The sequence below is a fragment of the Luteimonas yanweni genome (assembly GCF_039548475.1).
In the GTDB taxonomy this organism is placed as follows: domain Bacteria; phylum Pseudomonadota; class Gammaproteobacteria; order Xanthomonadales; family Xanthomonadaceae; genus Luteimonas.
The window spans coordinates 129,602-142,280 of the sequence record NZ_JBCLVC010000002.1 but is presented as its reverse complement, the minus strand read 5'-3'; the positions used below and the strand labels follow the sequence as shown (position 1 = coordinate 142,280).

Sequence of the window (12,679 nt, the reverse complement as noted above, 5' to 3'; positions counted from 1 at the left end):
GGATCCTGCGGTGTCCGAAGGCCTTGCCGCCCCCGCGGAATATCCTGTGGACGCCGGCCACTTCACCAGCCTGCAGATGCGCGGGGACAGGGTGCAGGGGCGCGACCTGCACCTGCTGCGGCTGCGCCACGCCTCCCAGGACCTGTGGCGGATCGGCACGGACAAGGGCCGGTTGCGGCGAGAGATCCGCAATGCCTTCCTGCAGTGTGATGACCGCGCCGATTGCACGCTGAGGATCTGCGTGCGTCCCGCAGGTCGCGGGGTGTCACCGGATGACCGCGCGGCTGTCGCTTCGCCGTTCCGGTACGACCCCTCGGCACAGGGCGACTCCGCCCGGCTGCTGCGCGTCGACGTCCGGATCGAGCCACCGCGTACGGTTTCCGCGTCCCCGCTTCGCGTGCGCAGCCATCACGGCCTTCGCGCCTGCCCGTTGGTGAAGCATCTCGCCCTGCAGCCCCAGTTCGCCATGCGGTCGCAGGCGCAGGCAGCGGGCTACGACGATGCGCTCCTGATCGCCCCCGACGGGTGTATTGCCGAAGGAAGCTTCTGGAGCATCGCCTTCTGGGACGGGGAGACAGTGACCTGGCCCCGGGCGCCTGCGCTGGCGGGCGTCACCTGGCGGCTGCTGCAGCGGGAGCTGCACGATGCCGGAATCCCGCAGCGGCGCGTGCCGGTACTTCTCGAAGACGTCGAATGCCAGCGTGCTGCCTTCGCGGTCAATTCAAGCGGGATCCGCGATATCGCGTCGATCGACGCCCATGCGCTGCCGGGTGACGCCGGGTTCGGCGGCGCGTTGAGGGACCTGCTGGCCGCCGTTCCCTGGGAGGATTTCTAGGCGCGGGATCGGGCGGCGGTGCCGGGTTTCGCGCGGCCGCGGCCTGCGCTATAATTCCCGGCTTACCTCGCCACCCTGGCGACTGGGCAACACAGAGAACGCACCATGGTCAAGATCCGCCTTACCCGCGGTGGCGCCAAGAAGCGCCCCTTCTACCACATCATCGTCACCGACTCGCGCAGCGCGCGCGACGGCCGCAACATCGAGCGCGTGGGTTACTACAACCCGGTTGCGCAGGGCGCCGAACAGCGCGTGGTGCTCGACACCGCCCGCGTGGACCATTGGGTCTCGCAGGGCGCGCAGGTCAGCGACAAGGTCCGCAACCTGTACAAGGAAGCGACCAGCGCCGCGGCGGCTCCCGCCGCCTGATGGCCGGGCCGCGCTTTCGCGCGCGGCCATATCCTTCATGGACACCACCGGGCGCCGCATCCTGCTGGGCAGGGTCCACGGCGCCTTTGGCGTGCGTGGCGAACTGAAGCTGGAATCGTTCACTGATCCGGCACGCGCGATCCTTCGCTACCAGCCCTGGATCCTGCGCGACGCGCAGGGCCGCGAACGGGAGCTGTCGGGCGCGCAGGGTCGTGAAAGCCCCAAGGGCCTGGTCGTGACGCTGCCGGGAATCGAAGACCGCGACGCCGCCGAGGCGATGCGCAGCAGCGAAGTCTGGGTGCCGCGCGCGGCGCTTCCGCCACCGGCGCCCGGCGAATATTACTGGGTCGACCTGGAAGGCCTGCGCGTGGCCACTGTCGAAGGCGTCGACTTCGGCACCGTGTCGCACCTGTTTTCCACCGGCGCCAACGACGTGCTGGTGGCCGTGGGTGATCGCGAGCGGATGATCCCCTTCGTGACCCCCGATTACATCGTCTCGGTCGATTTCGAGGCCGGCCTGGTCACCGTCGACTGGGACCCGGAATTCTAGGCATGGCCGCGGGCGCCATCGACGCCGCCGACGTCGACACCACCACGCGCGACCCGATGCGCATCGACGTCATCAGCCTGTTCCCGGACTTCGTGTCCCAGATGGCCGGCCACGGCGTGGTCGGGCGCGCGGCGGAGCGCGGCCTGCTGTCGCTGCACGGCTGGAACCCGCGCGACCACGCCGAAGGCAGTTATCGCCGCGTCGACGACCGCCCCTTCGGTGGCGGGCCGGGCATGGTGATGCTGATCGACCCGCTGCGTGCCGCGCTGGCCGCCGCGCGCGCGGCCGACACTGCGCCTGTGCACGTGATCTACATGAGCCCCCAAGGGCGGCCGCTCGACCAGGCAAAAGCCCGCGAGCTCGCGCTGTTGCCGCGCCTGGTGCTTCTTTGCGGACGCTACGAAGGCGTGGACGAGCGCCTGCTCGCGGCCGAGGTCGACGAGGAGCTGTCGATCGGCGACTACGTGCTCTCCGGCGGCGAACTGGCCGCGGCCGTGGTGGTCGATGCCGTGGCCCGCCTGCTGCCCGGGGCCCTGAATGACGCCGAATCGGCCGCCCAGGACAGCTTCGAGGCCGACGGCGGCGACGGGCCGCTTCTGCTCGATTGCCCGCACTACACGCGGCCGGTCCAGCATCCGCTGGGAGTGGTGCCGCCGGTGCTGCTGTCGGGCAACCACGCTGCGATCGCCAACTGGCGCCGCCAGCAGGCGCTGGGGCGGACCTGGCTGCGCCGCCCCGACCTGATCGACCCGGGCGCGCTGTCCCGGGCCGACCGGCGCCTGCTTGACGAATGGCTGGCCGAAGCCGGCCTGGCGCCTGTCGGCGACGACCCGCGCCCGCCCCGGTAACACGCCGCTGGCGGGCAGGGGCGGAACCACGCTACAATGAGCGGCTAGCTGTAACCACGCCAAGACGCGGGTCCACGTGCACTCGCGCTATAACAGCCCACAGGGCACTACCAACAGGCACAGGCAACCACGACCATGAACAAGCCCTCACTCAATACCCTGCTGCAGAACTTCGAGACCGAGCAGGTCACGCGCGAATTCCCCGTCTTCGGCCCCGGCGACACCGTGATCGTCAACGTCAAGGTGAAGGAGGGCAATCGCGAGCGCCTCCAGGCCTACGAGGGCGTAGTGATCGCCAAGAAGAACGCGGGCCTGAACTCCGCCTTCACCGTGCGCAAGATCTCGCACGGCTTCGGGGTCGAGCGCGTGTTCCAGACCCACAGCGCGGCCATCGACTCGGTCGAGGTCAAGCGCCGCGGCGCGGTGCGCGCCGGCAAGCTGTACTACCTGCGCGAGCTCGAGGGCCGCAAGGCGCGCATCAAGGAAGACCTGGCCGGCAACGCCAAGGCGCGTGCGAAGGCCGCCGCCCAAGCCGCTGCAGCCAGCGAGGCAGCGTCGGCCAAGTAAGCCCGGCCACGCGCTCCACCGGACGGCCGCCTTCGGGCGGCCGTTCGCGTTTCCGGGCCCGGATTTCCGCGTTCAATCCGCGCCCTGCGCCGCCGCCCGCGCGCCTGCCGGCACGGCGCCGGGACGCGGCGCGATGCGCGGACAGGCGTCGGCCACCGGTGCCGGCGGTTGCGCCGGTATCTCGGCGGGGATCGCGACCGTATCCGTGTCGCCGTCGCCTGCCAGCATGCGCGCCTCGCGCCAGCGGCCCCAGCGGTAGTAGGCCAGCGACATCACCATCGCGCACAGCGCGCTCACCGGGAAGCTCAGCCAGATCGCATCCGCCCCCAGCGCCGGCTGCAGCAGGTTCGCGAAGGGCACGCGGATGCCCCACAGCGCGACCACGAGAATCAGCAGCGGCGGTACCACGGCGCCCGTCGAGCGCACCACGCCCGAGACCACGAAGGTCACGCCGAAGAACAGGAACGACCAGATCGCAATCAGGTTGATGTGCTGGCCGGCCTCGATCGCCGGGCTGCCCGGAGGCAGGAACAGCGACAGGATCCGCGGGCCGGACAAGAGCAGCGGTGCGATCAGCGCGCCGGTCAGAAGGAAGTTGAAGGCGACGCCGGCACGCATGGTGCCGTCGACCCGGTCCCAGCGCCCGGCGCCGACGTTCTGCGCCGCCATCGAAGTGCAGGCGGCGCCCATCGCCATCGCCGGCATCTGCACATAGGTCCACAGCTGCAGGGTCGCGCCATAGGCCGATGCGGTATCCACGCCGTAGCCGTTGACCATGCTGATCATCACCAGCATCGCCAGCGACACCAGGATCATCTGCAGTCCCATGGGCACGCCCTTGACCACCAGCGCGCGCACGATCGCCGGGTCGGGCAGGTAGGCGCGGACCTCGGCGCGCGGGATCCACAGCGGGTGCCGGCGCCAGCGCAGCCAGGCCAGCATCGCCGCCAGGCTGCAGGCATTCGCCACCAGGGTCGCGCCGGCGGAGCCTGCGATGCCCATCCGCGGAAACGGGCCAAGCCCGAAGATCAGCACCGGGTTGACCACGATGTCCACCACCACCACCACCGCCAGGAACACGAAGGGCGTGCGGGTGTCGCCGGCACCGCGCAGCACCGCGGTGAGGAAGGCGAACATGTACATGAAGGGCACCGCCAGGAAGATGACCTGGAGGTAGGCCTCGGCCAGCGGGAGCGAAGCCTCCGGCGTGCCCATCCAATCCAGGATGTGGCGCGCCAGCGGCAGGCCGGCGGCAGCCACCAGCAGCGACAGCGCGCCGAAGAAGCTCGCGCTGGTGCCGATGACGCGCCGCGCCCGCACCGGGTCGTGCGCACCGATCGCCTGCGCCACCAGGATGGTCGCGGCCATGCCGATGCCGAACACCGAACCCAGCAGGAAGAACATGATGTTGTTGGCGTTGGCCGTGGCGACCAAGGCCTCTTCGCCCAGGAATCGCCCGACCCAGACCGCATTCACCGAGCCGTTGAGCGATTGCAGCACGTTGCCGGCGAGGATCGGCAGCGCGAAGACCAGCAGGGTGGGGGCGATGGCGCCCGCGGTGAGGTCGCGCGTCGAAGGTTTTGCCATGGACGCATCGTGCCAGAAGCGATGTCGAGGCCGGCGTTAGAATCGGGACATGACTGCACAGGACCAGGCACCGGCCCCGGCGGCCGGGGTACGCATCGACATCTGGCTGTGGGCTGCCCGCTTCTTCAGAACGCGCACGCTGGCCAGGCAGGCCGTGGACAACGGCAAGGTCGAGATCGGCGGCCAGCGGCCCAAGCCCTCGCGCACGGTGCGCGTGGGCGATGCACTGCGCGTGCTGCGCGGCGAGGACGCGTTCGAGGTCGAGGTGCTGGGGCTTTCCGACGACCGCGGCCCGGCCCCGGTCGCGCGACTCCTGTACCGCGAGTCCGATGCCTCCCGCCAGGCACGCGAACAGGCGGCGCTCGCCCGCCGTGCCGCCCATGACGGCTATCGCGCGCCGGAGCACCGCCCGGACAAGCGCGCACGGCGGCTGATCCGCGCCCTCGGCGACATCGACGCCAGCTGACCGGCGACGAAAAAGGCCGCGACTCCATCGGCGTCGCGGCCTTCGCGTTGCAGCATCTGAACCGGACGATCAGCTCTCCGAGCGCGGCTCCTGTTCACCCAGGCTGTTGGGCGAGGTGGTGCCGGCAAACGCGCCGAGCTTGCGCAATGCCGCCTCCACGCCGGCTCCATACGCCGGATCGGCCTTCGTGCAGTTGTCGACGTGGCGCTGCTTGATGAAGTCCGGCGCGTCGCCCATCGCGCGCGCGGTGTTGTCGAACAGCAGCTGCTGCTTGTCCGGTGTCATCAGCCGGAACAGGTCGCCAGGCTGCTTGTAGTAGTTGGCATCGTCGTCGCGGAAATCCCACCAGTCGGCGTCGCCGGTGATCTGCAGCGGCGGCTCGCGGAACTGCGGCTGTTCCTGCCACTGGTTGAAGCTGTTGGGCTCATAGTGGAGGCGGCTGCCGTAGTTGCCGTCGACCCGTCCGATGCCGTCGCGATGGTTGCTGTTGACCGGGCAGCGCGCGGCGTTGACCGGGATCTGCTGGTAGTTGGTGCCCAGGCGGTAGCGCTGCGCGTCGGCGTAGTTGAACAGGCGCGACTGCAACATCTTGTCGGGCGACGCACTGATGCCGGGCACCAGGTTGCTGGGTGCGAACGCGGCCTGTTCGACGTCGGCGAAGAAGTTCTCCGGATTGCGGTTGAGCTCGAACTCGCCGACCTCGATCAGCGGGTAGTCGCCCTTGGGCCAGACCTTGGTCAGGTCGAAGGGATGGTAGGGCACCTTCTCGGCTTCGGCTTCGGCCATGACCTGGATGTACAGCGTCCACTTCGGGAAGTCGCCGCGTTCGATTGCGTCGTACAGGTCGCGCTGGTGGCTCTCGCGATCATTGCCGATGATGTCCGCGGCCTCGGCATCGCTCAGGTTCCTGATGCCCTGCTGCGTGCGGAAGTGGAACTTCACCCAGAAGCGTTCGCCGGCTTCGTTCCAGAAGCTGTAGGTATGCGAGCCGAAGCCGTGCATGTGGCGGTAGCTGGCCGGAATGCCGCGGTCGCTCATGACGATCGTGACCTGGTGCAGCGCCTCGGGCAGCAGCGTCCACCAGTCCCAGTTGTTTGTGGCCGAACGCAGATTGGTGCGCGGGTCGCGCTTCACCACCTTGTTGAGGTCGGGGAACTTGCGCGGGTCGCGGATGAAGAACACGGGGGTGTTGTTGCCCACCATGTCCCAGTTGCCTTCCTCGGTGTAGAACTTCAGCGCGAAGCCGCGGATGTCGCGTTCGGCGTCCGCCGCGCCACGCTCGCCGGCAACGGTGGTGAAACGGGCGAACATCTCGGTCGTCTTGCCGACGGCCTCGAAGATTTTCGCGCGGGTGTACTTCGTGATGTCATTGGTGACGGTGAAGGTGCCGAAGGCACCGGAGCCCTTGGCGTGCATGCGCCGCTCGGGGATCACCTCGCGCACGAAGTTGCCGAGCTTCTCGTGCAGCCAGACGTCCTGCGACAGCAGCGGGCCGCGCGGGCCGGCGGTGAGACTGTTCTGGTTGTCCGGAACCGGGGCGCCGAAATCGGTGGTGAGATGGGTGACGGGGCATTTCTTCCCGTCGTCGGAGGGTGTGTTCATGCGCTGGCTCCCAGTGCCGTGGTGGTCGGCTTTGACTCTACGGCGAGGTGATGGAAAGATGAAATCGATTTGAGGCCTTCGATTGATAGCACCTGGCTATCGCCGGCTTTATTTCTTCCCGAACAGACCGCCGCCAAGCTTCACCAGGTCGCCGATGCCGAGCTGCCCGTCGCCGTCCTGGTCGAGCACGGCGCCCAACAGGCCGCCCGCGCCGGACTGCTCGCGGATCGACCGCTGCTCCTGTCCGAGGATGCTGCCCAGTGCGTCTGCGCCGTCGCCGCTGGCCCCGGTCTGGCGCTGCTGGAACATCTGTTTGGCGAGGTAGGCCATCACGATCGGCGCCAGGATCTTCATCAGCTGCCCGGCCTGGCCCTGGCCCAGCCCGGTGGCCTGCGCGACGCCGGCTTCGGCGCGCGGCTGGTTGCCGCCGAAGATGTGGCCGAGGATCGCGCCGCCCTGGCCGGCGCCCGCATTGGCGCCACCGGCGCTGCCACCGCCAAGCACCGCGCCCATCACCCCGGCCAGGTCGAGGCCCGCATGGTCTTTCTGCAGCGCGCCGTACAGCGCCTGCGCGCCCTGAGGCTGGCTGGCGTTCTTGCCGAGTGCACCCATCAGGAGCGGAAGCGCCGCGCGGATCGCGTCGGAAGCCTGCGCCGGTGCAACGCCCAGCTGCTGTGCCACCTGCTGTGCAGGCGCGCCCTGGAGCTGTGAAAGAAGATCGTCGGTGAGATTGGCCATGTCCGTATCCTCGGGGTCGGATCTCCGATCCTACGTCGTTTCGATGGCGCAACGACGTGCCACGAGTGCCGGCTCAGGACTCGCGGGATGGTGTCGGTCCGGGGTCGGGTCCATCGATGCGCGGCCCCCATTGCTCGACGGTGTGCAGCTGCAGGCGACGCTCGACCAGCCTGCGCCAGGATGGCACCAACGGCAGCTCCAGCAGCGGTTCCAGTGCCAAGGGATCGAGCACCCGATCGAACAGCAGACGGTTGAGGCGATCCAGCGACCAGTCCGGCCACGGGCGCTCAAGCAGGCGCAGGGTGTCGCCGGCCTCGGCCACGCCTGGCTGCAGCACGCGGTAGTACCAGCCGGTGCGGCCGCTGTCCTGTACGCGCCGCGCCATGTCCGGTACGCCGAAGCGGTCGTTGAGCTTCCAGCACGGTTGGCGCCCCTGGCTGACTTCGAGCACCGCGTGACCAAGCGCGAAGCGGTCGCCGATGCAAACCGAGCCTTCGTCCAAGCCTTCGCTGCTGATGTTCTCGCCGAACGCGCCTGGCGCAGCGAGTACCGGCAGCTCGCCGAGCTCCGAGCGCCACGTCGCGTAGTGCTCGAAGGGGTAGTGGTGCACTGCCTTGTCGACGCCGCCGTGCACGCGCAGGTCGCCCTGCTCATCGCCGTCCAGGCCGGTGGCGGTGATGCGCAGCGGGCCGCTGCGTGGGCGCTTGTCGATCCCGCTGCGGCTGCCGGGGCGGGCGTAGGGAACCGCCACGCCGGTGAGCAGGGCCTCCACGCGCACATGGATTTCCGGAGCGGTAGTCATGCCAGTGTTTTCAGCCGGTACAGCGCTTCCAGCGCCTGCTTGGGCGTGAGTTCGTCGGGATCGATTCCGGCCAGAGCTTCGAGCGCAGCCGATGACGGCGAAAACAGCCCGAACTGCTGCGGTGCATCCAGTGCTTCCGCCGACAGGGGTGGGGACGCCGCCGGGCCTTGCTGCTCGAGTTCGGCCAGGCGCGCGCGCGCCTGGCGCAGCACCGGCTTCGGCAGCCCGGCCAGCGCGGCCACCTGGAGGCCGAAGCTGCGGTTGGCAGGGCCGTCCTTCACCGCGTGCATGAACACCAGCCGCTCGCCGTGTTCGACCGCGTCCAGGTGCACGTTGGCGATCCCGCTGCCCGGCGTGGCCAGCGCGGTCAGCTCGAAGTAATGGGTGGCAAACAGCGTGTAGCAGCGGTTGTGCGCGGCAAGGTGGCGCGCGCAGGCTTCGGCCAGGGCAAGACCGTCATAGGTCGACGTGCCGCGCCCGATCTCGTCCATCAGCACCAGCGACTGCTCCGTGGCGTGGTGCAGGATATGGCTGGTCTCGCTCATCTCGACCATGAAGGTCGACTGGCCGCGGGCGAGGTCGTCGCCGGCGCCGATGCGGGTGAGGATGCGGTCGATTGGGCCGATGCGCGCACGCGCGGCGGGCACGAAGCTGCCGATGCAGGCCAGCAGCACGATCAGCGCGTTCTGGCGCATGTAGGTGCTCTTGCCGCCCATGTTCGGGCCGGTGATGACCAGCATCCGGCGCGCACTGGCATCCGGGTCGCCGTCAAGCATCAGGTCGTTGGGTTCGAAGGGTTCGTCGCGCACCGCTTCCACCACGGGGTGGCGGCCGCGCTCGATCTCGAGGCAGGCGTCGTCGACCAGCTCCGGGCGTGACCAGTCCAGCGCGATCGCGCGCTCGGCCAGGCCGGCGAGCACGTCGAGTTCGGCCAGCGCCGCGGCGCAGCGCTTGAGCGACTCCAGGTGCAGGTTGAGCTCGTCAAGGATCTGTTCGTAGAGCAGGCGCTCGCGGGCCAGCGCACGCTCGCGCGCCGACAGCACCTTGTCCTCGAAGCCCTTCAGCTCCTCGGTGATGTAGCGCTCGGCGTTGGTCAGCGTCTGCCGCCGGGTGTAGTGCGTCGGCGCCCTCGCCACGTGCGCCTTGCCGATCTCGAGGTAGTAGCCGTGCACGCGGTTGTAGCCGACCTTGAGCGTGGCGATGCCGCTGGCCGCGCGCTCGCGCGCCTCGAGGTCGATGAGGAACTGGTCGGCATGGGTCGACAGCCGGCGCAGTTCGGCAAGCTCGGCGTCGTGGCCGTCGGCGAACACGCCGCCGTCGCGGGCGAGGACCGGCGGCTGCTCGACCAGGGCTTCCGCCAGCAGCGCCGCCTGGGCCGCGTGCTCGCCCAGGCCGGCCACCAGCGCCTGCAGCCGCGGGGAATCCACCGCGCCGAGCGCCGCGCGCAGTCCCGGCAGCAGGCCCAGCGCATCGCGCAGGGTGGACAGGTCGCGCGGGCGCGCGGATCGCAGCGCGATCCGCGAGAGGATGCGTTCGACGTCGCCGAGCGCGCGGAAGCGCTCGCGCAGGTCGCGCTCGACGCCGTCGCTGATCAGTGCGCCGACCGCGTGCTGGCGCTGGCCGACGATCGTGCGGTCGCGCAGCGGGCGATGCATCCAGCGCCGCAGCAGGCGCCCCCCCATCGGCGTGACCGTGCTGTCGAGCACCCCGAGCAGGGTGTGCTTCTGCTCGCCATCCACGCGCGTGTCGAGTTCCAGGTGGCGACGGGTGGCGGCGTTCATCGCGATCGCGCCGTCGCTTGATTCCAGCGCGATCGCGGTCAGGTGCGGGAGGCGCTGCTTCTGCGTCTCCTCGACGTAGCCCAGCAGCGCACCGGCCGCGGCGATGGCCTGCGGACGGTCTTCGATGCCGAAGGCACCCAGGTCGTGCAGGCCGAAGAACTGCAGCAGCTGCCTGCGTCCGCTGTCGGCATCGAACAGCCAGGGCGCGCGCCTTCGAACGCCGCCGCGGCCGGTCGCAAACGCGGGCCAGCCGTCCTCGTCGGGGAGCAGCAGCTCCGCGGGGTCAAGTCGCGCAAGCTCGGCTTCCAATGCGTCGTCGCCGACGACCTCGTTGGCCAGGAAACGCCCGCCGGCGAGGTCGGCCCAGGCCAGGCCATAGCTGCAGCCCCTGGACGTGGCGCCGCCGCGGCTGAGCGCCAGCAGCAGGGTATCGCGGCGTTCGGACAGCAGCGCCTCGTCGGTGACCGTGCCCGGCGTGACGATCCGCACCACCTTGCGCTCGACCAGGCCCTTGCTGGTCGCCGGGTCGCCCACCTGCTCGCAGATCGCCACCGACTCGCCCAGCGCCACCAGCCGAGCGAGGTAGCCTTCGGCGGAATGATGCGGCACGCCGGCCATCGGGATCGGCGCCCCACCGGACGCGCCGCGCTGGGTCAGGGTGATGTCCAGGAGCTTCGCCGCCTTGCGGGCGTCGTCGTGGAACAGCTCGTAGAAGTCGCCCATGCGGAAGAACAGGAGCACGTCGGGGTGCTCCGCCTTGGCGGCGAAGTACTGCTTCATCAGCGGGGTGTGTTCGGGCTTTCTGTCCAGCGTCATTCGTCCGGCGGCAGGGGCGGGCGAGGGACGCGCCCGGCCCCGGATTGTAGCCGGGCGACGCCGATGGTCAGCCGCGGAGCGCGCGTGCGCCGGGGGTTTCCGGAAGTTCACCCTCGGCCACCACCACGCGGTCGCGGCCGCCACGCTTGGCCTGGTACATCGCCGCGTCGGCACGGGCCAGCACGCGTTCGTAGTCCGGGTGGCCGTCCTGCATGGCGACGCCGATGCTGGCGGTGAGCTGGAGCGCGCTGCCGTCGGCAAGCAGCACCGGCCCAGAGGCGATCGCGTTGCGCAGGCCTTCGGCGATCGCGGTTGCGTCCTCGCCGGACACCGAGCCCAGGACCACCACGAACTCCTCGCCGCCGTAGCGGAACAGGTAGTCGCTGCCGCGGGTGTTCTCGACCAGGAGGGCCGCGACGTGCTTGAGCGCGCGGTCGCCGGCCTCGTGGCCATGGGTGTCGTTGATCGACTTGAAATGGTCGAGGTCGAGCATGAGCACCGCGAACTGGCGCCCGGTATTGGCCTGCAGCGCGATTTCGCGGCGCAGGATCGTGGGCAGGAAGCGGCGGTTGAGCAGCCGCGTGAGTGCGTCGCGGCCGGACTCGAGGTCGCCGATGCCGTCGAAGAGCATGGACACCAGGCTGCGAATGGCGTCGGCATCGGCACGGAGCGTGTCGAGCAGCTCGCGGCGCTCGGCCGGGGTGGTGGCCAGGGGCAGGCGCGTGCGCAGCGTGCTGTCCATGCGTGAGGTGATGAGGTTCACCTCACGGGTCTCGGCGGTGTCGCCGAAGCTGGCCATGCCCTTGTGCAGGAACCAGAGTCCGAACTCCGAGCGCGAGACCTGCAGCGCCGCCGCCGACCCCGGGTGGTCCGAGGTGAGCGCGTAGATCAGCGCGTTCTCCCAGGTCAGCAGCAGCGCGCGCTGCCGCTCGCGCTCGGTGCCGATGTTCTGGATCAGCGAGAACAGCCTGAAGGCGCCGTCCACCTGGCCTGCGGCTTCGCGCGCACGGCTGTAGGCGCGGGTCATCGATTCCAGCGCGATGTCGACCAGGCCGTCGGCGCAGATGATCGTGTCCAGCGCCATGTCCCCATCGACCGCCTGCCGGCGGATGCCCGCGTGCAGGTCGTCCTTGAGCATGCGGGCGCCGCGGCCCACCAGGTCGACCGGGATGCCGATGCGCGCGTGGACGTGGCCGATCTTTTCCTGGGTCGCCTGCAGCGCGTCCACCTCGTCGGCGCGCGCCGAGAGCAGCTGGGCTAGCCAGCGCTGCAGCGAGGGCTTCAGGCGCTCGCGCACCTGGTCGACGTCGAGGTACCGGGCCGCCCGCGGATCGTCGAGCATGTCGCCGTAGAAGTGGTCCGCCACCGCCGGGCCGCCCTCCGCCACGACGCGGGCAAGCAGGGTCCGGACGTCGTCCGAAGCCGCCTCGAGCCGTCGTCGCCAGTCCGCCAGCAGGCGCGCGTCGGGCGGGGGCTGGGGGTCGGGTCGGGCGCTGGCCGGGGAGGGATCTGCAGTCATCGGCGCATTGTCGCGCGCGGCGGTGCAGGCCGGCATGAATGCAGGGTTCCAGGGCCGGCCGCGACGCACATACGCATGCGTCCGGAATTGTGCTAGCGTCGCCTCAAGGTTGCGAAAACCGCAGCACCGGGCCAGTCCCCCCACACGGGCCCCGTGCGTTCCGCCATGCAATTCATGGCGGCGGCCGCGCCGACACCGA

Annotated in this window: 12 protein-coding genes; 6 read left to right on the top strand and 6 right to left on the bottom strand. The window is 69.9% G+C overall.

Annotated features, from left to right (window positions below):
* Positions 1–10: 10 nt before the first annotated feature.
* The 5 genes from WCE39_RS00705 (at position 11) to rplS (ending at position 3,169) form a co-directional block, all read left to right on the top strand.
* Positions 11–835, top strand: a complete 825-nt coding sequence (locus tag WCE39_RS00705; RefSeq protein ID WP_343274788.1) for an aminotransferase class IV — start codon at positions 11–13, stop codon at positions 833–835.
* 105 nt (positions 836–940) lie between these two features.
* A complete protein-coding gene (rpsP, locus tag WCE39_RS00700; protein ID WP_343274787.1) occupies positions 941–1,204 on the top strand; it encodes a 30S ribosomal protein S16 in 264 nt (87 codons plus the stop codon).
* A gap of 37 nt (positions 1,205–1,241) precedes the next feature.
* Complete coding sequence (rimM, locus tag WCE39_RS00695; protein WP_343274786.1) at positions 1,242–1,754, top strand: ribosome maturation factor RimM; 513 nt, start codon at positions 1,242–1,244, stop codon at positions 1,752–1,754.
* A gap of 56 nt (positions 1,755–1,810) precedes the next feature.
* The gene (gene trmD / locus WCE39_RS00690; protein WP_343274862.1) at positions 1,811–2,602 is read left to right on the top strand and encodes a tRNA (guanosine(37)-N1)-methyltransferase TrmD; all 792 of its coding nucleotides are present in this window, start codon (positions 1,811–1,813) and stop codon (positions 2,600–2,602) included.
* A 135-nt stretch (positions 2,603–2,737) separates the two neighbouring features.
* On the top strand, positions 2,738–3,169 hold the full coding sequence (rplS, locus tag WCE39_RS00685; protein WP_343274785.1) for a 50S ribosomal protein L19: 432 nt from the start codon (positions 2,738–2,740) through the stop codon (positions 3,167–3,169).
* A 72-nt stretch (positions 3,170–3,241) separates the two neighbouring features.
* Here the strand turns inward: rplS and WCE39_RS00680 are convergent, their stop codons facing one another.
* Positions 3,242–4,756, bottom strand: a complete 1,515-nt coding sequence (locus WCE39_RS00680; protein WP_343274784.1) for an MATE family efflux transporter — start codon at positions 4,754–4,756, stop codon at positions 3,242–3,244.
* Between the two features lie 49 nt (positions 4,757–4,805).
* Between WCE39_RS00680 and WCE39_RS00675 the strand changes: the two genes are divergently transcribed.
* Positions 4,806–5,222: an RNA-binding S4 domain-containing protein gene (locus tag WCE39_RS00675; protein ID WP_343274783.1), complete on the top strand. Its 417-nt coding sequence runs from the start codon at positions 4,806–4,808 to the stop codon at positions 5,220–5,222.
* A gap of 69 nt (positions 5,223–5,291) precedes the next feature.
* Here the strand turns inward: WCE39_RS00675 and WCE39_RS00670 are convergent, their stop codons facing one another.
* The 5 genes from WCE39_RS00670 to WCE39_RS00650 form a co-directional block, all read right to left on the bottom strand.
* Entirely contained in the window at positions 5,292–6,824 is a 1,533-nt protein-coding gene (locus WCE39_RS00670) for a catalase (RefSeq protein WP_343274782.1), read from the bottom strand.
* 108 nt (positions 6,825–6,932) lie between these two features.
* The gene (locus WCE39_RS00665) at positions 6,933–7,562 is read right to left on the bottom strand and encodes a DUF937 domain-containing protein (RefSeq protein ID WP_343274781.1); all 630 of its coding nucleotides are present in this window, start codon (positions 7,560–7,562) and stop codon (positions 6,933–6,935) included.
* Positions 7,563–7,635: 73 nt separating this feature from the next.
* Positions 7,636–8,364 (bottom strand): MOSC domain-containing protein, encoded by a 729-nt coding sequence (locus WCE39_RS00660; RefSeq protein ID WP_343274780.1) that lies wholly within the window; start codon positions 8,362–8,364, stop codon positions 7,636–7,638.
* Complete coding sequence (mutS, locus tag WCE39_RS00655; protein WP_343274779.1) at positions 8,361–10,961, bottom strand: DNA mismatch repair protein MutS; 2,601 nt, start codon at positions 10,959–10,961, stop codon at positions 8,361–8,363. Before mutS ends, WCE39_RS00660 begins: the two co-directional genes overlap by 4 nt.
* Before the next feature lie 67 nt (positions 10,962–11,028).
* Complete coding sequence (locus tag WCE39_RS00650) at positions 11,029–12,480, bottom strand: GGDEF domain-containing protein (RefSeq protein ID WP_343274778.1); 1,452 nt, start codon at positions 12,478–12,480, stop codon at positions 11,029–11,031.
* Positions 12,481–12,679 lie beyond the last annotated feature (199 nt).